The sequence below is a fragment of the Nocardiopsis sp. NPDC055879 genome (assembly GCF_053615935.1).
Map to the genome: position 1 here is coordinate 164363 of NZ_JBSHCT010000010.1, position 18027 is coordinate 182389.

The 18027-nt window shown below is 68.3% G+C and carries 19 protein-coding genes and 2 tRNA genes; 12 read left to right on the plus strand and 9 right to left on the minus strand.

The genetic code is table 11. From position 1 onward, the window contains the following. Nucleotides 1-87 precede the first annotated feature (87 nt). Nucleotides 88-1326 carry a phospholipase D-like domain-containing protein gene (locus tag ACWGKS_RS14185; RefSeq protein WP_358506932.1) on the plus strand — a complete coding sequence of 413 codons (1239 nt, stop codon included), beginning with the start codon at nucleotides 88-90 and terminating at the stop codon, nucleotides 1324-1326. A gap of 96 nt (nucleotides 1327-1422) precedes the next feature. On the opposite strand, the gene ACWGKS_RS14190 is transcribed toward ACWGKS_RS14185, so the two are convergent. Further along, nucleotides 1423-1638 (minus strand): calcium-binding protein, encoded by a 216-nt coding sequence (locus ACWGKS_RS14190; protein WP_358506934.1) that lies wholly within the window; start codon nucleotides 1636-1638, stop codon nucleotides 1423-1425. A 280-nt stretch (nucleotides 1639-1918) separates the two neighbouring features. After that, nucleotides 1919-1994, minus strand: a tRNA-Arg gene (locus ACWGKS_RS14195). A gap of 415 nt (nucleotides 1995-2409) precedes the next feature. Here ACWGKS_RS14195 and ACWGKS_RS14200 point away from each other — a divergent pair. Beyond that, on the plus strand, nucleotides 2410-3519 hold the full coding sequence (locus ACWGKS_RS14200; protein WP_358506936.1) for a D-alanyl-D-alanine carboxypeptidase family protein: 1110 nt from the start codon (nucleotides 2410-2412) through the stop codon (nucleotides 3517-3519). A 67-nt stretch (nucleotides 3520-3586) separates the two neighbouring features. Here the strand turns inward: ACWGKS_RS14200 and ACWGKS_RS14205 are convergent, their stop codons facing one another. From ACWGKS_RS14205 to ACWGKS_RS14220, 4 genes are all read right to left on the minus strand, one after another. Continuing rightward, nucleotides 3587-4012 carry an MscL family protein gene (locus ACWGKS_RS14205; RefSeq protein ID WP_358506938.1) on the minus strand — a complete coding sequence of 142 codons (426 nt, stop codon included), beginning with the start codon at nucleotides 4010-4012 and terminating at the stop codon, nucleotides 3587-3589. A gap of 86 nt (nucleotides 4013-4098) precedes the next feature. Then, nucleotides 4099-4749 (minus strand): SAF domain-containing protein, encoded by a 651-nt coding sequence (locus ACWGKS_RS14210; protein WP_358506940.1) that lies wholly within the window; start codon nucleotides 4747-4749, stop codon nucleotides 4099-4101. Nucleotides 4750-4927: 178 nt separating this feature from the next. Continuing rightward, nucleotides 4928-5290, minus strand: coding sequence for an FmdB family zinc ribbon protein (locus ACWGKS_RS14215; protein WP_358506942.1), 363 nt, complete (start codon nucleotides 5288-5290; stop codon nucleotides 4928-4930). A 155-nt stretch (nucleotides 5291-5445) separates the two neighbouring features. Continuing rightward, nucleotides 5446-6111 (minus strand): 5-formyltetrahydrofolate cyclo-ligase, encoded by a 666-nt coding sequence (locus ACWGKS_RS14220; RefSeq protein ID WP_358506944.1) that lies wholly within the window; start codon nucleotides 6109-6111, stop codon nucleotides 5446-5448. Between the two features lie 172 nt (nucleotides 6112-6283). Between ACWGKS_RS14220 and galU the strand changes: the two genes are divergently transcribed. From galU to ACWGKS_RS14260, 8 genes are all read left to right on the plus strand, one after another. Continuing rightward, entirely contained in the window at nucleotides 6284-7222 is a 939-nt protein-coding gene (gene galU, locus ACWGKS_RS14225) for a UTP--glucose-1-phosphate uridylyltransferase GalU (protein WP_358506946.1), read from the plus strand. A gap of 101 nt (nucleotides 7223-7323) precedes the next feature. Beyond that, the gene (gene glp / locus ACWGKS_RS14230; protein ID WP_358506948.1) at nucleotides 7324-8553 is read left to right on the plus strand and encodes a molybdotransferase-like divisome protein Glp; all 1230 of its coding nucleotides are present in this window, start codon (nucleotides 7324-7326) and stop codon (nucleotides 8551-8553) included. 132 nt (nucleotides 8554-8685) lie between these two features. Then, the gene (moaC, locus tag ACWGKS_RS14235; RefSeq protein WP_358506950.1) at nucleotides 8686-9189 is read left to right on the plus strand and encodes a cyclic pyranopterin monophosphate synthase MoaC; all 504 of its coding nucleotides are present in this window, start codon (nucleotides 8686-8688) and stop codon (nucleotides 9187-9189) included. Next, nucleotides 9179-9703: a MogA/MoaB family molybdenum cofactor biosynthesis protein gene (locus ACWGKS_RS14240; protein ID WP_358506952.1), complete on the plus strand. Its 525-nt coding sequence runs from the start codon at nucleotides 9179-9181 to the stop codon at nucleotides 9701-9703. The genes moaC and ACWGKS_RS14240 overlap by 11 nt, the downstream gene beginning before the upstream one ends. Nucleotides 9704-9955: 252 nt before the next feature. Then, nucleotides 9956-10675: a GNAT family N-acetyltransferase gene (locus ACWGKS_RS14245; RefSeq protein ID WP_358506954.1), complete on the plus strand. Its 720-nt coding sequence runs from the start codon at nucleotides 9956-9958 to the stop codon at nucleotides 10673-10675. Between the two features lie 404 nt (nucleotides 10676-11079). Beyond that, nucleotides 11080-11736, plus strand: a complete 657-nt coding sequence (sepX, locus tag ACWGKS_RS14250) for a divisome protein SepX/GlpR (RefSeq protein WP_358506956.1) — start codon at nucleotides 11080-11082, stop codon at nucleotides 11734-11736. A gap of 69 nt (nucleotides 11737-11805) precedes the next feature. Next, a tRNA-Ala gene (locus tag ACWGKS_RS14255) sits at nucleotides 11806-11879 on the plus strand. 1150 nt (nucleotides 11880-13029) lie between these two features. Next, nucleotides 13030-13569: a hypothetical protein gene (locus tag ACWGKS_RS14260; protein WP_358506958.1), complete on the plus strand. Its 540-nt coding sequence runs from the start codon at nucleotides 13030-13032 to the stop codon at nucleotides 13567-13569. Nucleotides 13570-13602: 33 nt separating this feature from the next. Here ACWGKS_RS14260 and ACWGKS_RS14265 read toward each other — a convergent pair whose 3' ends face one another. The 3 genes from ACWGKS_RS14265 to ACWGKS_RS14275 form a co-directional block, all read right to left on the minus strand. Continuing rightward, the gene (locus tag ACWGKS_RS14265) at nucleotides 13603-13914 is read right to left on the minus strand and encodes a sec-independent translocase (RefSeq protein WP_067600557.1); all 312 of its coding nucleotides are present in this window, start codon (nucleotides 13912-13914) and stop codon (nucleotides 13603-13605) included. Nucleotides 13915-14093: 179 nt separating this feature from the next. After that, entirely contained in the window at nucleotides 14094-14297 is a 204-nt protein-coding gene (locus ACWGKS_RS14270) for a cold-shock protein (protein WP_017603347.1), read from the minus strand. A gap of 326 nt (nucleotides 14298-14623) precedes the next feature. Then, a complete protein-coding gene (locus ACWGKS_RS14275; RefSeq protein ID WP_358506961.1) occupies nucleotides 14624-16261 on the minus strand; it encodes a dolichyl-phosphate-mannose--protein mannosyltransferase in 1638 nt (545 codons plus the stop codon). 112 nt (nucleotides 16262-16373) lie between these two features. Between ACWGKS_RS14275 and rsmI the strand changes: the two genes are divergently transcribed. Together rsmI and ACWGKS_RS14285 are read left to right on the plus strand one after the other, a co-directional pair. Beyond that, on the plus strand, nucleotides 16374-17249 hold the full coding sequence (gene rsmI / locus ACWGKS_RS14280; RefSeq protein ID WP_358506963.1) for a 16S rRNA (cytidine(1402)-2'-O)-methyltransferase: 876 nt from the start codon (nucleotides 16374-16376) through the stop codon (nucleotides 17247-17249). A gap of 89 nt (nucleotides 17250-17338) precedes the next feature. Next, nucleotides 17339-18001, plus strand: coding sequence for an AIM24 family protein (locus tag ACWGKS_RS14285; RefSeq protein WP_358506965.1), 663 nt, complete (start codon nucleotides 17339-17341; stop codon nucleotides 17999-18001). Nucleotides 18002-18027 lie beyond the last annotated feature (26 nt).

Consider the following 18027-nt stretch of genomic DNA (forward strand, 5'->3'; position numbering starts at 1 on the left):
CGGCCGGATACGGTTGGGACACAAACCGTGCCGGGCCGCGCCCCAGGGCGACCCACGGCAGACGGCCTGTTCCGGGGAGGCGACCGTATGCTGAGACGTTCGACCGTCATGACCTGGGTTCGGCGAGGGCTCTTGGGGCTCCTCGCCACTCAGATCGCCGTGGTGGCGACCCTTGTCGGGATCGACCACTGGCGAAAGAAGGTGCGCCCGCACCGGGTGAACTTCCCCCGTACCGAACCCACGTCCCTGCCGCTCGGGGGCAACACCACCACCGTCTACACCTATGGCGCCGACCTGTTCGAGGACATGCTCGGGGCCATCCGTGGTGCCCGCCGTCGCGTCCTCTTCGAGTCCTTCATCATCAAGTCCGACGCCGTGGGCCAAGAGTTCAAGGCCGCCCTGATCGAGGCGGCCGAACGCGGTGTCGAGGTGTACGTCGTCTACGACGGTTTCGCGAACCTGGTGGTGCCCCGTCGGTTCTTCGAGTTCCCACCCTCGGTACGGGTTCTGCGCTACCCGGTGTTCCGGCTCGGGATGCTCCTCCTGGACATGCGCAAGTCCGGCCGGGACCACCGCAAGATCCTCACCGTCGACGGCGAGATCGGCTTCGTCGGCGGGTTCAACATCGGCTCCACCTACGCGATGGAGTGGCGCGACACCCACCTGCGGGTGGCCGGCCCGGTGGTGTGGGAGCTGGAGAACGCCTTCGTCGACTTCTGGAACAGCAACAAGGCCGAGGGCGAACCCGAACTGGACGGGTTGGGCGAGGCCGAATGGGACCCCCACATCCGCGTCCATCGCAACGTTCCCGAACAGCTCATCTATCCGATCCGGGCGATGCTCCTGGAGGCGCTGGACCGTGCCAGGGACAGGGTCCTCTTCACCCAGGCGTACTTCATCCCCGACCAGGAGCTCGCGAACGCGCTCATCGATGCCGCCGGCCGGGGAGTGGACGTCAACGTCCTCGTCCCGGAGAACTCCAACCACGTCGTCGCGGACTGGTTGGCGCGCGGCCGCTACTCCGAACTGCTCCGCGGTGGGGTGCGGCTGTGGCTGTACCAGGGCACGATGGTGCACGCCAAGACCGCCACGGTGGACAGCCGGTGGAGCACCATCGGCACCGCCAACGTGGACCGGCTCAGCCTCATCGGCAACTACGAGATCAACGTGGAGCTCTTCGACGAGGGTGTGGCCAAGCACCTGGAGCGGGTCTTCGACGTCGACCTCACCAACGCCCGCGAGCTGACCGAGGAGGAGTGGCGAGGCCGCCCCATCATGGCCAAGTTCAGCGAGATCGTCCTGGCCCCGTGGCGTAGCTTTCTCTGAGGGCTCTCGGGGGCGTGGTGACCGGAGCAGGGAGGTTCCGCCGTGGGACCCGATTTCGACGCCCCCTCGCTCAAGGCCGCGCCGACTCACGTGGGATCACTCCTCGGGGGAGAACCGGGGGAACCTGCGCGGAAAGAACACCTCGGGCTCCGCGCGACGTGGCCGCGGTCCACCCCAGTGCTGGGGCCCCGGATGGGGATCCCTGCTGAGCGCGGACGCGATCGCCGAGGGCGACCCACCTCGTTGCCGCCCTCGTGACCGACCGTTCCCCCGCTCGGTGTCGCGTTCGGTCTCGTAGTCTCCGTTCGCCACCCGGCTCACCCCCGCTCGCCCTGGATCACGCGTGTCCGGCCTGGTCGGCCGGGTCTCCATGATCGAGGTCGGAGCCTCGGGAAGCCCGTCCCGACACGACGTGGCCGGACGATTCCGTCCAGAGTTCTCCCGAGAACGGGGCCTTCACGGAACCAAAGAGTCGGTGCCGAACGCGCTGTCCGCGATACTTGTGGGGACTTGACCGTCCGTGGGGGAAACCATGGGGGAGCGAAAAGGCGTGGGCACCATCCCCGATGGAGGACGGCGCCCACGCCTTGTGTGGCGGCCCCGGCAGGATTCGAACCTGCGGCACCCGCTTTAGGAGAGCGGTGCTCTATCCCCTGAGCTACGGAGCCATGATTTTGACGGAGGTTACCCCGTCGCGGGGTCAAGCCTAACCCAGGATGGGCGTGCATGGGATGTCGATTGATGTTCCTGCGGTGCCGCGGGAGCACGCTGTGTGCGTGGCGGAGTACGCTGACCTACGATTGGTTGTCCTGGTGACGGTGTGATGTTGTTCATGTCGCGTGTCGTGATTATGGCGGCTTGAGCGTTACGGTCACTGTGGGTTGATGGATGTGACCTCCATCGGTGACCCGATGACCAGGCCTTCCGCCGGGGGTCGAGTGGGACGCCCCGCAGGGGAGCGGCTCGCTGTCCGCGGCCGTGGCCGCCGGATGGAACTGCCCAGTGTGTCCGCATGTGGACATGTAGTACGTTGCCATGCGGCCACGAGTAGATGTTCGAGGAAAAGCAGCCGGAGGATCATTCGTGCCGTTCAATTCTGATTCGGCGCGGCGCAGGTTCCGCGTGTCGGGTGGCGGGGCGCTGTCCGCCCTGAGCCTGTCGCAGCGGGTCCGGATGACGCAGGCGCTGACGCTCGTTCTGGTCACCGCGCTGCTCGTCGTTCCCATGCCGCAAGCCGCACTGGCACCCGCTTCCGCAGAGGCCGACCTTGAGGACCTGAGGAACAACGCGGAAGAGGCGACTCAGGAGCTGGAGGACGCCACCGACGAGTACGTCGAGCGTCAAGAGGCCGTGGAGGCCGCTCAGGAGGATCTGGTCGGGACGCTCCACGACCTGCAGCAGATCGAGGTCGACCTCGGTGAGATGCGCGAACCGCTCGCCCAGCTGGCCAGCACCATGTACCAGCAGCCCGACGCGGGCGTACTCGGCATCCTCGCCACCGGTGACCTCGACGAGGACCTCCAGACCCAGTCCTACGCCGCCAAGCTGTCCGAGGACAACCAGGCGCTGATCCAGGACGCCACGGACCTGCGTGAGGAGCAGGTCGGGCTGGCGAGCGAGGCGCAGGAACTACAGACCTTCACCCAGCTTGAGCAGGCGGAACTCGCCGCCCAGGTGGATGATCTGCGCGCCCAGTCCGAGGAGAGCACCAACGCGCTCACCGACGAACTGGAGTCGCGTGGTCTGGACCCCGACACCTTCATGGCCGCCTCGGAGTGCGACGCCTCGGCGGGTTCCAAGGCGGACGGCTACCCCAACGGGCTGCTGCCGAAGGATTCCCTGTGTGAGATGTACGACGGACATTTCCTGAGAGCGGACGCCGCCAAGTCCTTCCTCGAACTCAACATGAAGCACGTCGAGCAGTACGGCGAGAACATCTGCATCACCAGCTCCTACCGTGACCTGCCCAACCAGCACCGTGTGTACGGCGAGGTGGCACCCGGTTTCGCGGCGGTCCCGGGCACGAGTAACCACGGTCTGGGGCAGGCGATCGACCTGGGCTGTGGCATCCAGAACTTCCGTTCCGAGAAATGGAACTGGATGGAGACCAACGGAGGCGACCACGGCTGGGTCCACCCGGCCTGGGCCAAGTCCAGTCCGTTCGAGCCCTGGCACTGGGAGTACGAGGGCTGATCGGCCCGTGAACCCGTAGGGCGGCCCCGCGGGGCCGCCCTTACGCGTGTGCGGGGACCCGTGTGGGTCAGGCCGTGCTCTCCGGGGTCGCGGCGATCTCCGGGGTGACCTCACCGGTGCAGTGGGCGCACCTACCGGCCCTCTTGTCGATGTCGGAGAAGCAGTGCGGGCACTCGCGGGTGGTCGCCTCCTCCGCCTTGATGAACTTCTCCATGAGCTTGCCGAGCGGCAACACCACGAGGAAGTACAGGATCGCCGCGGTCATCAGGAAGGAGATGAGGGCGTCGATGAAGGAGCCGTAGAGGAACCTGCTGCCGTTGATCTCGAAGTAGAGGTCGCCGAAGGTGGGAACACCCCCGAAGATGCCGAGCAGCGGGGTGATGAACCCTTCGGTGAACGCCGTGATGAGACTGGCGAAGACGGAGCCGATGACTACCGCGACGGCGAGCTGCACCAGGTTTCCCTGGAGCAGGAACTTCTTGAAGCCTTCCATGGGGTACTGCCCTACGTGTTCGGAGTTGTTCGGGAAGGCGCCGCGGCGCGGCGCCTCGAATAGCTTTCACCAGCTCCGGAGATGGGTCAACCACGGATGATGACGGACAGTCGCGAAACGGTCGCGTGCCCGGCCAGCACGCGGGCCTCCTCCGTGGTGGCGGCGATGAGGATCAGCGCACCGCCCTCACCGGTGGTGCCCTCCTCCGCCGGTACGTCGAGCACCGGACGGTCGCCGACCACCTCGATGGCGGGACCCGCGCGGGCGGGTGGGCCACCGAGTTCGTCCATGGCCCGGGCGGCCAGTACGTCGACCCTGCTGCCGGGGGAGAGAAGGGCCACCGCCCCGGGATCGGAGACTCGGACCGGCACCGCCACCATGTCGGGGCCGTAGGGGGCGGCGGGTGGGTCGCCCAGGCGGGCGTCGGTCAGAACCTCGCCCGCGCGCACGGGTGCGTTCGGAACGAGGCCGGTGGGTGGATCCTCGGGGGAGAGGGCGCCTTCGGGAAGCAGTCGGTCCGGCAGGGTCCGACCGGCGAGGTCGGCCTCGGTCACCGGCCCGGTGGCGTCCAGGTCGCGTGCGGCGACCAGTACTTCCGTGGAGGGTTCGGGAGGGGGTCGCAGGACCAAGACGGCGCCGATCGCCGCGCAGGCGGCCAGGAGGGCCGCCACGGCGCGTCGGTACCGGTCCAGGAGGCGCAGGAGCCCACGTCGGTGACGGTAGGGGGTGGTGGTCATGCCTTCAACGCTAGAACGGCGGAAGAGGGCCGGACCGGTTATCCACAGGCCGGATTCCCCTGATCCTCCCCGGGCCGTGGAAGACCACGGAACGCTCGGGCGGCTCCGGTCACCGACACGCGAAAGCGCCGCCGGAGGATCCCGGCGGCGCGGACAGGTCAACGGAGGGTGGGGCGGCTCAGCTCTTGCTCGTGCTCGCGGTGGTGGTGTTGCCGGTGCTCTTGCCGCCGGAGGAGTCGCCGCCGGAGGAGGCGCTCTTGGCGGTGGAGTCGCCGGACTTGGCCGAGTCTCCGGAGCCGGAGGGCTTGGAGTCCTTGCCCTCGGCGGAGCCCGAACCGGTCATGGCCGAGCTGTTGGAGGTGCTGGAGCTGCTGTCGGTGCGGTAGAAACCGGAGCCCTTGAAGACGATCCCCACGGCCGAGTACACCTTGCGCAGGCGCCCCTCGCACTCGGGGCAGACCGTCAGCGAGTCGTCGCTGAAGCTCTGCACGACCTCCATCTGGGCGTCGCACTCGGTGCACGCATACTGATACGTAGGCACTGTTCCGGGTCCTCCTTGCTGGCACTCTCACCCGTTGACTGCTAAATAGTACGCGTTCGCCGACCACGGCCGCGACCGCCCCTCATCCGGAGGGATCACCGATGGGGAGGGGCACCGAAAGCGACAACGTCGCGATGTGACCGCTTAATCCCCGGTCAGTCCTCGGCCGACCCCGACCCGGACCCTCTCCGGCCACGGCCCCAGTCGGGCCAGACCGTGGCGGCGGGGTCGAAGGCGTGCAGCCCGCCACCCGGAGTGACCACCGCGTCCACGGGCCGATCATGGGGCTCCGAGGGCAGCTCCACGACGAACTCCTCGTCGTGGACCACCGCGATCGCCGGGGTGTGCGGGCCCTTGTGCGCCAGGGCGCGGTCGTAGCAGCCCGCCCCTCGTCCCATGCGTACACCGTGGTGGTCCACCGCCAGGGCCGGACAGATCACCGCGTCGGCGCGGCCCAACACCTCGGGCCCGTAACGGTGCCCGGTGGGTTCCACCAGCCCGCGCCCGGACGGGGAGAGGGAGTCGGGGCCGTCGAAGGACGCCCAGTCCAGGGTGTGGTCGGGAAGGAAGATCGGTAGCAGGACGTACGTGCCGCGCTTCCACAGCGCGTGCACGAGCCTGCGGGTGTCGGGCTCACCGCCGACCGAGTAGTAACAGGCCACGGTTCCGCCCATCGCCAGCCAGGGCAGGTCCATCAGGGCGTCGCGGACCCTCGATCCCACCCGGTCGCGCTCCCGCGGTCCCCGCTTCCGACGCTCGGCGAGGAGACGCTCGCGCAGCGCGCGCTTGTCGGCCCGTTCGCGGCCGTTCGGATCACCCATGCGCCCCAGTGTGGCACCGCCGTCCCGGATGTCCCAGGGACGCTCGTACGTCGACCCGGGTGAACTCCGGGTGGCGTTTTCTCCGCCTCCTCCCGAAAGGACGGGGACTTCTCGTCGCCACGTCCGTGGACCGAGCACGAGAACGGCTCGCTCTGCCCTAAAGTGCCTGACCATGAGCGCCGACATCGACCAGACGCGTCCCTCGACCTCCTCCGTGACCAAGGCGGTCGTCCCCGCGGCGGGTCTGGGCACCCGCTTCCTGCCCGCGACCAAGGCCACTCCCAAGGAGATGCTGCCGATCGTGGACAAGCCCGCGATCCAGTACGTCGTGGAGGAGGCGGTGGAGTCGGGTCTCCACGACGTCCTCATGATCACCGGACGCAGTAAGCGTTCCATCGAGGACCACTTCGACCGCGCCTACGAGCTGGAGGTCGCCCTTGAGGCCAAGGGCGACGCGGAGCGGCTCCGTTCGGTCCGTGAGTCCAGCGACCTCGCCCAGGTCCACTACGTCCGCCAGGGTGAGCCCCGCGGGCTCGGGCACGCTGTGCTGTGCGCGGAGGCGCACGTGGGCGACAACCCCTTCGCCGTGCTGCTGGGCGACGACCTGATCGAGACCGCCGACCTGCTGCGACGCATGATCGAGGTGCGTCGCGAACACGGAGGCAGTGTCGTGGCGCTCATGGAGGTCGAGCCCGAACAGGTCTCCCTCTACGGTTGCGCCGCGGTGGAACCCACCGAGGAGGAGGACGTCGTCACGGTCACCGACCTGGTGGAGAAGCCCGCGCGGGAAGAGGCGCCGAGCCGTTGGGCGATCATCGGTCGCTACGTCTGCGACCCCGCGGTCTTCGAGGTCCTGCACCGCACCCCGCCGGGGCGCGGCGGTGAGATCCAGCTGACGGACGCCCTGCTCGAACTCACCCGCACCAAGCCCGAGGAGGGCGGTGGCGTACGCGGGGTCCTGCTGCGGGGACAGCGCTACGACACCGGCAACAAGGCCGACTACATCCGCACCGTGGTCGACTTCGCCTGCCGGCGCCCGGACCTGGCCGAGGAGCTCCTGCCCTGGCTGCGCGAGTTCGTCGACCGCCACGACCGCGCCGACCGGAGCTGACCCGCCCGGCGCGTCCCACCGGTGTCAGTGGTCACAATGGGGTGGGGGCGGACCACACGAGTGGACCGTTCCCAGCGCGCACCACGAACCGGAGGGACCCCATGAAGAGCGTCGAACAGCACGTCTCCGATCTGCTGGCGCTGGTCGCCGTGCCCGAGGCGACGGAGCTCGACCTGCTCCGGGCCCACGGGACGGTACTCGCCGAACCGGTGGTCTCCGAGGTGTCCCTGCCGGGCTTCGACAACTCCTCGATGGACGGTTACGCCGTCCACTCCGGCGACCTGGAACACGCCTCGCCCGGCTCCCCGGTCAGACTGCCGGTGGTGGCCGACATCCCGGCGGGCGACCCGTCCCCGAGCGCGATCCGCCCCGGCCTGTGCGCGCGCATCATGACCGGCGCACCCATGCCCACGGGCGCCGACGCGGTCGTCCCGGTCGAGTGGACCGACGGTGGGAGCGTGGAGGTCCTCGTCGAGCGTCCGGCCACGCCCGGGGGGTTCGTGCGCAGGAGCGGAGAGGACGTCGAGGCGGGCGCGCGTGTGCTGAACGCCGGGACCCTCATCGGGGCGGGGGAGATGGGTGTGCTCGCCGCGGTCGGCCGCCGGACCGTCCCGGCCGTCCCCCGGCCCAGGGTCGTGGTCCTCTCCACCGGTGAGGAACTGGTCGAACCCGGGCGCCCGCTCGGCCCCGGCCAGATCTACGAGTCGAACAGCTACATGATCGCGGCCGCGGCGAAGGAGGCCGGGGGCGAGGCGCACCGCCACGGCTTCGTCGGCGACGACCCGGTCAGCGTTCGTGACGCCCTGGAGGGGCTGCTGCTGCGCGCCGACATCGTCGTCACCACCGGTGGCGTCAGCATGGGCGCCTACGACGTGGTCAAGGAGGTGCTCGGCAGGCAGGGGACCGTCGAGTTCACCTCGGTGGCGATGCAGCCCGGCAAGCCCCAGGGATACGGCACGATCGGCCCGGACGAGACCCCCATCATCACGCTGCCGGGCAACCCGGTGAGCGCCTTCGTCTCCTTCCAGATGTTCGTACGGCCGGTGCTGCGGAAGCTGCGCGGTCTCGACCCGACGCCCCTACCGACCGTGCGCGCCCGACTGTCCACCGCGGTCACCTCGCCGAAGGGTCGACGTTCCTACCTGCGCGCCGTGCTGTCGCCGGCGGACCCCGGCACCGAAGCGGCGCACACCGTCTCGCCCGCCGTCCGACAGGGTTCGCACCAGCTGTCCGCGCTGGCCGACGCCAACGGCCTCCTCGTCGTCCCGGAGGAGGTCACGGAGCTGCCGGCGGGTGCGATCGCGGAGGTCCTGGCGCTGCCCGGGCACTGACCCGAGGCGGTCTCCGCGCCGTTGTCACCGTGGAGGAGTACGGTCATGCGTGGGACGCGCCGACGCGCGCCCCACGCGGCCGGCGCACCGATGGGCCGCGTGGTCCACACGCGAAGACGACGGGTGACCCCGATGACCGACACCCCGAAGCCGGAGGCGCACCCCTCCGGCCTGACCCACCTCGACGAATCCGGCGCCGCGCGCATGGTGGACGTCTCCCGCAAGGACGTCAGCGCCCGCAGCGCGACCGCCACCGGCCGGGTCCTGCTCAACGCCGCGACCGTCGCCGCCCTGCGCGGCGGAGAGGTCCCCAAGGGCGACGCCCTCGCGGTCGCGCGCATCGCCGGCATCCAGGGCGCCAAGCGCACCCCCGACCTGGTGCCGCTGTGCCACCCCATCGCGGTGCACGGTGTCGACGTGGACCTGACGGTCCTCGACGACGGCGTGGACATCTCCGCCACGGTCCGTACCGCGGACCGCACGGGCGTCGAGATGGAGGCGCTCACCTGCGTGATGACCGCGGCGCTCGGCTTGGTCGACATGGTCAAGGCCATCGACCCGGAGGCCGAGGTCACCGCGGTCAGGGTCGAGGAGAAGCTCGGCGGGAAGAAGGGGCACTGGAAGCGTGGCGACTGAGCCGAACGAACGCTCCGCGCGTCGGGTCGCCGTGGTCACCGCCTCGAACCGGGCGGCCGCCGGGGTCTACCCGGATCGCTCCGGGCCGGTGATCGTGGAGCGCCTGCGCGGCCTGGGATTCACGGTGGTGGGGCCCTGGGTGGTGCCGGATGGTCCACCGGTGACCCAGGCGCTGTTGCGCGCGCACCACGAGGGCGCCGACGCCGTGCTGACCACGGGTGGCACCGGTCTCACCCCCCAGGACCGCACCCCCGAGGCCACCCGTCCGCTGTTGGCCTTCGAGGTCCCGGGCATCCCCGAGGCGCTGCGCGCCGCGGGGCGCGACAAGGGAGTGCCCACCGCGATCCTCTCCCGAGGCCTGGCGGGGGTCGTGGAGCGGGAGGGACACAGCATGCTCGTGGTGAACCTGCCCGGCTCCCGAGGCGGCGTGGGCGACGGAATGGACGTGCTGGCACCCGTTCTGGGGCACGCGATCGACCAGATGCGGGGCGGTGACCACCCCCGGTCGGAATGAGACCCGGTAATGACCACAATCACATCCCGGGCATTCCGGAAGCAGAGAATTCCTTGACCCTAGTACGGTTTTTGGTGCAGGAGTGAATGGAGTTTGGAATCATCCGATTCCTGTGTGGCGGAGGTTACACCCGCTACCGCGTGTCCCCAGGGGTGGAATACTGGAAGGGCTCACCGGTACCGGGCGTGGCCACGCCCCGAGGGCCGGTGGTGTATCCGCGCCGGGTGGTGCACAGGGCCACGGAGGGACGACGTGAAACGCAGACAGAGGTGGCCGGTCACCCTCAAGGAGGGGGCGATCGCGCTTCGCCCACTGCGCCTGCGCGACGCCCCCGCCCTGCGTGATACCCGTGCGCGCAACGCCGAGTGGCTGCGGCCGTGGGAGCCCACCTACCCGGAGATGCCGTTGCGCACCACCGGGGTCTCCCCCTACGTCGCGATGATCCAGGCCATCCGCGGTGAGGCGCGCCAGGGGCTGTCCATGCCCTGGGCGGTCACCTACGACGACCGTTTCGTAGGACAGCTCACAGTGGGCGCCATCGTGTGGGGTTCGGCCAGATCGGCACAGGTCGGTTACTGGATCGACAGCGCCTACGCGGGGAGGGGCATCACCCCGACCGCGGTCGCGTTGGCCGTCGACCACTCCTTCTTCAGCGTCGGACTGCACCGGATCGAGGCCAATGTCCGACCCGAGAACCGGGCCAGCAGACGCGTGGTCACCAAACTCGGTTTCCGGGACGAGGGCGTGCGACGCAGACAGCTGCACATCGACGGGGCCTGGCGGGACCATATTTGTTATGGACTCACCGCGGAGGAGGTGCCCCGGGGGGTTTTGCGTCGTTGGTACGACGGGGGGTCTTCCGGTCCGACCTCGGAGGGTGGTTCCGGCCCCGGTTCGGCATTGGGGCCGGATGGCCCGAACGGCGGCGAGGATCCACGTGATCCGGCGAGTCCGAACCCGTGGCCGAACTGAACGTGACAGCATCACGGGTGCGTCCGAAGCCTAAACCTCACTTTAAGCACATTGATTCATTACTTTGCGTTGAATTGGCACTGCGCTCCGCAGTCACCATCTGACCTGCGATTTCTTCCGGAGGGGTGGAGCGACCGAAACTGAGGGTCCACAATCTTGCGACACTCCGGTCGGAATGCGGCGCATTTATGGACACGGGGTCGTACCGTGCGGAACATAGACGCATTGACGATGCGGGCAACACGTGGATATGGCACACGGGATTCGTTCCGGCTCCGACCCGGAGTAGGAACGGTACCGAGCCGGGGGGCGTCGGTACTCCCGGGACAGTGTTCATGTACACGCGGCGCGGTGTCGACGAAGTGTCGATCAACGTTCAGTGGCCGTCATCGTGAGGAGGGGTGATGAGCAGCTCTCCCCTGTACCTCGCCATCGTGGTGGTCTGGCTCATCGTCCTGGTGCCGATGCTGTTGCGCAAGGACGCGGTCGAGCCGACCCACGAGGAGACCCGACGCGACGACGCCGAGCCGGACGCCGACGAGGTCGACGAGTCGTTCGAGGAGGAAGAGGCGGACGAGGAGGACCCGGATCTCACCGAGACCCAGGTCATCACCCGGCCGCGGGCGCACCGGGAACACGCGGCCGAGGAGGCCGAGGAGCCGCGTCCCGTCGAACGGGGCCCGATGCCCGCACCCGAATCCCGGGCCCGGGTCATCGCCCGCCGTCGTCGGCGCACCAGCGCGCTCACCCTGCTCAACGTCGCCACCATCGTGGCCGTCGCCTTCGGTCTCGGTCCCTGGTGGGTGATCGCGCCGCCGATCCTGTTGCTCGTCGGACACTTCGCACTGTTGCGGGAGGCGGCCAAGGTCGACGCCGAGCGGCGTCGGGCCCGCCTCAAGGCACGTCGCCGGGCCTACCTGCGCGCACGTCGGGACCGTGACCGCCAGGAACACGAGGCCCGGGAGGCCCAGCGCCTGGCCAAGGTGATCGCCCTCCAGGAGCGCCGCAGTCAGGTCTACGACCAGTACGCGGACGCACGCCTGCGGGCCGCCGGAGACTGACCCCGGTCCGAACGCCCGATCGGGCGTTCGGACCACTCGAACTTTCCTGCTAAAGTTGGTCACGTCTTCGGGGCTGTGGCGCAGACCGGTAGCGCACCTCGTTCGCATCGAGGGGGTCAGGGGTTCAAATCCCCTCAGCTCCACCGAAGAGAAGAAGCCGAGGGGAAGTACGTCTTCCCCTCGGCTTCTTCGTCTTTCAAGACCGAGAAAGAGCAGGGCCCGATCCGTGGATCGGGCCCTTTCTCGTGCTCGTGATGGGGTCGGACGCCGTGTTCGCTGTTCCCTGCGGCGGGAGGTCATCCGGACCTGAGCCCCGAGTGTCACCGGCGAAGCGTCTATCCCCTGCGGCGGGGTGGTGCCGATGCGGTCCCCAGCCTATCCACCGAGGCACCGGGACGCCTATGGGTTCGGCCTCTGGATCGACCACCGGGTCCTCGTGCTCGTCCGAACCTCTTCACGGAGAGGAGCGGTGTCTAGAAGGGTTCAGGCGCATACTCGGTTTTGGCCGTGTCCGAAACGGGGATGCCCGGGGCCTCAGGGACGCGAGTCCGGATGGAACCGGGTTTTCAGAAGATCACCGAAAGTGATGTCTCTCTTCTGGTGAAGGGTCGCGGAAGTACCGCTATGTGGGGGTTTCTGGGCTGATGTGCGGATGCGGATGCCCGCCCGTGACGTCGTCACACGCCCCGACCCCGAGGAGGGTCGGGTTCCGCGAGTCGATTTCGATACTCCTCGTGGCAATAGCGAGACCGTCGCTCTCCGTTATGTCGGTCTCTTCTGATTTCCCTTCTCGAGGGACTTGTCCCTGCAGGTCATCGGAGACGCTGTCGCGCCATGAAGAGTATGGAAACCGGTCTGAGCTGCGCCGATTCCGTCTTCTATGGCCATTTCGGAACCGGTGCCACAACCTTTGGTCGATCGTCGGCCATGGAATGATGAATATTCGGCCTCGGACCTTGTGGACTCTGTCGCGATAGGACATCTTGGTTCCGGGATGGGCTGGAAACACCAAGAAAGGTAGATGCCATGACCGTGCACGCGCAGAGCTCTCGTAAGAACAACGGCTGGACCTGGTGGTAACCAGGCCGGCTTGACGGCGCCGACGCGGCGTCCGTCACGCTTGGAGGGCCCGTTCGACATCGTCGACGGGCCCTTACCCATGTCCGCCCAAGACACTCCGCTCCGTGATCGCGAGGGGGATTTGACCGAACACCCGACCGGGTAAGAGCCCGGTACGTCGTCCGGGCCGTCCGGGTCGGGGCCGAAACGAAGGTGAAGGGGCGACCAGTAGCAGTGTCCGACTCCCCTCAGCAGTCAGGCGGATACGAATACCCGAAGGAACCGGAGCCCACGGGTGGGTACGCGCGCCCACCCATCCCGGAGGGAGCGCCGAGCGGACGCCCACCCGAGAGCCGGGTGGAGCCCATCCCGGAGGAGTCCACGGCGGTCGTCGGAGAGGGATTCCGGCGCACCACCAGAGCGCGCAACAAGACCATGCGAGCCGAACGCGGCCGGGGGTTCTGGCGCCTGGGGACGTCCACGGTCCTGTACGTGATGGTGGTCGGGGGTATGGCCGACTACGTGGACCCGCAGGTACGCGTCATCGCCCACCTCGCGTTCTGGCTGTTCATCGGGGTGGGTCTGGGGCTGACGGTGGCCCGAGAACGCCGGCACGACTGGGCGCCGCGACCCCGATGGCCGTGGCTGCTCGCGGCGCTGGGCGGCGCGGTGACGGCGGAGGTGCTCATCCTGGCGGTGGGATCGCCCGCGATCATCGTGGGATCGATCGTCCTGCTCGTGCTGGGGGCGTTCTTCCTCATGCTGGTGGGCTGAGCGCCGGGCCGGTGGAGCAGGGGGAAGGACGGCTCAGGTGGCCTCGTCGTCGAAGGGCGGGCGCTTGCCGTTCAGGCGGGAGACCGGCTTCTTGTCGGTCTCCTCCTCTTCTTCCCAGAAGTGCTTCTGAATGAATCTCTTCGGGTTGAGGTCCTGGACGTCGAAGTCCTTGTACTCCGGGCCGAGCCCCTCCTTGATGTCGTTGGAGGCGGAGTTGGCCATGGTGCGGAGCTGGCGCAGGACACGGCCGACCTGTTGCGCGGCCTTCGGGAGCTGGTCCGGCCCGAAGATCAGCAACGCGAGAAGGAGGAGGACGACGAACTCTCCACCGCTGATGCCGAACATGTATGGTCCTCGCCTTCGGGTGCTGACCGGCTTCAAGCAGGTTAACCGGTATCGCCATGCTTGGGTAACCGTGTCCCCATCCAACACCCATCGGTGGCTCTCGGAGCACATCGGGGTCTTGAAGGCGAACCAGCCCTCCACTCGGCGAGCGGAGGGCTGGGGAAACGCACGTGTGACGGTCAGACCGTGCGAACGTCCGCCGCCTGCGGGCCCTTCGGGCCCTGGATGATGTCGAACTCGACCTTCTGGTCCTCTTCCAGGTTCCGGAAGCCGGTGCCCGCGATCGCAGAGTAGTGAACGAACACGTCGGGCTGACCACCCTCGACGGCGATGAACCCGAAACCCTTCTCAGAGTTGAACCACTTCACGGTGCCCTGAGCCATGTGCTCTCCCTTGGGGACTACGGCGGGACCGCACCCTGCTGGTCCCGGGTCGCCGGGCGCCGGACCGAAGAAGGGTCATACCCGAATCGACAAGCGCCCACGTGAAGTTCCGCGAGGCGCCTCGGGCATCCATGGAAACTACAACAGCAACCAGTTGCAGACAGTACCAGGGAGGATGGGACCTTGCCGAGACCTTTCGGCCATGAATCCCCGATATCCGAGTGTCCTGTTGCGGCTACTCGAAAAGGTTGATTTCCCGCCCTTGTGCGACTAATGGAGTTGTGCCCGGGGAACGATTTCGGCCGTTCCCCGGGCGGGTCCACTCGTTAGGAGGCATCGCGTCCGTAGATCCACACCTCGAACCACAACCGATCGCCCCAGGTGTCGTCCGGCAATGGATAGGCCGATAGGACCGGGTACAGGTAGGCGAAGTGCGCGATGGTCAACAACACCACGACACCGAAGACCACTCCGCCGAGCGCGCGCGTGTACGGAGCGAAGCGCGGACTGTCCTCTCCCGCGCCCATCAGCATCCCCAACATCAGCACGATGCCGAGCACCAGGAACGGCAGGAACGGCAGCGCGTAGAACAGGAACATCGGGCGGTCCGGGTAGGCGAACCAGGGGAGCCAACCGGCGGCGACCGCGAGCAGCACGGCGCCGGCCCGCCAGTCGCGGAAGGTGATCCACCAGCCCAGCATCACCACCATGGCGATGATGCTCACCCACCAGATGACCGGGGTCCCGATGGACACCACCGAGGTCACACAGCTCCCGGTGTCGCACCCGACGGCCTGCCCGTCGTAGTGGAACATCACCGGGGTGCGCATGATCAGCCACTCCCACGGCGCGGAGATGTAGGTGTGGTCGCTGGTGAGGCCGGAGTGGAAGTTCATCATCCGGCCGTGGTAGTCGATCAGACTCCACAGGGCCTCCAACGGTGTGGCCACGATGTTCGGCAGCCAGTCGGGGGCCAGACCATCGGCGAAGTCCCGGTTGTAACCACCGCGGGTGAACAACCACCCGGACCAGGAGACCAGGTAGACGATCCCGGCGACCACCACGGTCTGTAGGAACGCGGGTACGGCGTCGATGCCCAGCCAACGGCCGAAGACACGACGCTGGCCGACGCTGCGCCGGGCACCGTAGTCCCAGGCGACGGTGAGCAGACCGAAGGCGGCGATGAAGAACAGGGCCGACCACTTGGTGCCGACCGCCAGGCCGAAGCACAGACCGGCGGCCAGGCGCCACCAGCGCATGCCCAACCAACCCACCGTGGTCAGGTCGACCCCGGCCTCCGCCAGGCGGACCAGGCGCTCCCTCGTCTTGTCCCGGTCGATCACCAGACAGGTGAACCCCGCCAGGATCCACAGGGTGAGGAAGATGTCCACCATGGCGATGCGGCTCAGGGTGAAGTGCAGGCCGTCCAAGGCCAGGATCAGCCCGGCGGTGCAGCCGAGAAGGACGGAGCGGGTCATCCGGGTGGCGAGCCGGACCAGGATGAGAACGGAGATCATCCCGGCCAGGGCGGAGGCCACCCGCCAACCTTCGGGGCTGACCGCCGACCCGAACGGCATCAGCGTCCACAGCCAGTCGCCGAGCGCGATCATCCACTTGCCGACGGGCGGATGGACGATGAAGTCGCCCGCGCCGGTGAAGATGTTCGGATCGCCCTCGGCCAACATGGTGTCCGAGTTGTCGAGGGTCTCGTGCTCGTATCCGAAACGCCACAGGGCGAAGGCGTCCGTGGCGTAGTAGGTCTCGTCGAAGTAGATCCGTTCCGGCTGCCCGAGGTTGAAGAACCTGAGCGCCCCCGCGAACAACGCGACGAGGCCGGCGCCCAGCCAACCCGGCCATGCGGGTGTGGGCATGCGGGGCACGAAGCGGGAACGGAGGTCGGAGGGCCGGGCCGCGGCCGGAGGGGGCGAGGGCTCGGCCTCGCTGGGAAGTGCGGTGGTGGTCATCTCGGCTCGTAGGTTGGGGTCAGAGATGGAGGTCCGTTGCGGGCGGGCCGTGAAACCGGGTTTCGGATGGTTCGATCATGGCCAACCGTAGCGCGACAGGACGGGGATCACAGTGGTTGAGGGTGTCGAGAGAACACAGCCGGGCGGAAGGCTCGTCCTGGCCGGGTTGCCCATCGGGAACCTGGAGGACGCGCCACCTCGGCTGTTGCACGCGCTGGAGGGGGCGCGCGTGATCGCCGCGGAGGACACACGTCGATTGCGTCAATTCGCCTCCCGTGCGGGCATCCGCCTCGGTGGTGAGTCCGGTGCCCGCGTCGTGTCCTACTACGACGCGAACGAGAGCCGCAGAGGAGACGAACTCCTCGCCGATCTGCGGCGGGGCGAGGAGGTCCTGGTCGTCACCGACGCGGGGATGCCGGGGGTGTCCGACCCCGGCTACCGCCTGGCGGCGGCCTGCGCCGAGGAGGGGATCCCCGTCACCTCGATCCCGGGGCCGTCGGCGGTGACCACCGCACTGGTGGTCTCCGGACTTCCCACCGACCGATTCTGCTTCGAGGGGTTCCCACCGCGCAAGGGCCTGAGGCCTTACCTGGAGGAGCTGGCCGACGAGCGCCGGACGATGGTCTTCTTCGAGAGCCCGCACCGGATCGCCGCCACCCTGCGGACGATGGCCGCGGCGTTCGGCGCCCAACGCCGGGCGGCGGTCTGCCGTGAGCTCACCAAGACCTACGAACAGGTGCGCCGGGGCGGCTTGGGCGAGTTGGCCGAGTGGGCCGCCGACGGTGTGCGCGGCGAGATCTCGGTGGTGGTGGAGGGCGCCCGGCCCCGCGCGGAGAGCACGAGCGACACCGACCTGATCGTCGCCGTGGGGGAGCTGGAGGACGAGGGGATGCGCCGCAAGGAGGCCATCGTCCGGGTCGCCAAGGAGACCGGTGTGCCCAAGCGCCGTGTCTACGACCTGGTCCACGGTGTCGTCGAGGCGGAGTGACCCCGGCGGATCCGACCGCCGGGGAAACCAACTCCCGGGTCGGTGCGTCGAACAGCACTGAGACCGAAGTGACGAAAGAGGATTCCCACATGCGCAGTGAGCTCTTCCAACAAGCCCAGGAGACCCAGCAGCCGGGGATGCACCTGCAGAACCGCAAGATGCTGAGAGTGGGGCTCAACGGTGAGTTCTACGCCCGACAGGGCGCGATGGTCGCCTACCAAGGGCAGGTCGAGTTCGCGTACCAGGGCGCGGGCAGCGTCGGCCGGTTCATGAAGAAGGCGTTCACGGGCGAGGGCCTGCCACTGATGAAGGTGTCCGGGCGGGGGGACGTGTTCTTGGCCCACGAGGCCTGGGACGTGCACCTGATCGACCTGGAGGAGGAGTCCCTCACCGTCAACGGCGCCAACGTCCTGGCCTTCGAGCCCACCCTGAACTGGGACATCCAGAAGGTGCAGGGGTTCGGCGGCATGGTGGCCGGAGGACTCTTCAACACGGTCTTCACCGGGCGGGGCCGGATCGCCGTGGCCTGCCACGGGAGCCCGGTGCTGCTCAACGTGGATCAGCCGACCTTCGTCGACACCCAGGCCGCCGTCGCCTGGAGTACTTCCCTGCAGGCCGACATCCGCAGCACGGTCAAGGCCGGAGCGATCATCGGGCGCGGCAGTGGTGAGGCCTTCCAGCTCGCTCTGCAGGGGCAGGGCTTCGTGCTCGTCCAGGGCTCCGAGGGCGCACCGACCCCCACCAACGGCTGAGCGGACCGCGCACAGGAGAAGGGCCC

Excerpts from the sequence above, each read along its gene's own strand:
- ACWGKS_RS14270 (WP_017603347.1), bottom strand. The coding sequence starts at position 14,297 with ATGGCTCAGGGCACCGTGAAGTGGTTCAACTCTGAGAAGGGTTTCGGG.
- ACWGKS_RS14275 (WP_358506961.1), bottom strand. The coding sequence starts at position 16,261 with ATGACCACCACCGCACTTCCCAGCGAGGCCGAGCCCTCGCCCCCTCCG.
- ACWGKS_RS14220 (WP_358506944.1), bottom strand. The coding sequence starts at position 6,111 with ATGGGTGATCCGAACGGCCGCGAACGGGCCGACAAGCGCGCGCTGCGC.
- galU (WP_358506946.1), top strand. The coding sequence starts at position 6,284 with ATGAGCGCCGACATCGACCAGACGCGTCCCTCGACCTCCTCCGTGACC.
- ACWGKS_RS14285 (WP_358506965.1), top strand. The coding sequence starts at position 17,339 with ATGCGCAGTGAGCTCTTCCAACAAGCCCAGGAGACCCAGCAGCCGGGG.
- glp (WP_358506948.1), top strand. The coding sequence starts at position 7,324 with ATGAAGAGCGTCGAACAGCACGTCTCCGATCTGCTGGCGCTGGTCGCC.
- ACWGKS_RS14265 (WP_067600557.1), bottom strand. The coding sequence starts at position 13,914 with ATGTTCGGCATCAGCGGTGGAGAGTTCGTCGTCCTCCTCCTTCTCGCG.
- ACWGKS_RS14185 (WP_358506932.1), top strand. The coding sequence starts at position 88 with ATGCTGAGACGTTCGACCGTCATGACCTGGGTTCGGCGAGGGCTCTTG.
- ACWGKS_RS14205 (WP_358506938.1), bottom strand. The coding sequence starts at position 4,012 with ATGGAAGGCTTCAAGAAGTTCCTGCTCCAGGGAAACCTGGTGCAGCTC.
- moaC (WP_358506950.1), top strand. The coding sequence starts at position 8,686 with ATGACCGACACCCCGAAGCCGGAGGCGCACCCCTCCGGCCTGACCCAC.
- ACWGKS_RS14210 (WP_358506940.1), bottom strand. The coding sequence starts at position 4,749 with ATGACCACCACCCCCTACCGTCACCGACGTGGGCTCCTGCGCCTCCTG.
- sepX (WP_358506956.1), top strand. The coding sequence starts at position 11,080 with ATGAGCAGCTCTCCCCTGTACCTCGCCATCGTGGTGGTCTGGCTCATC.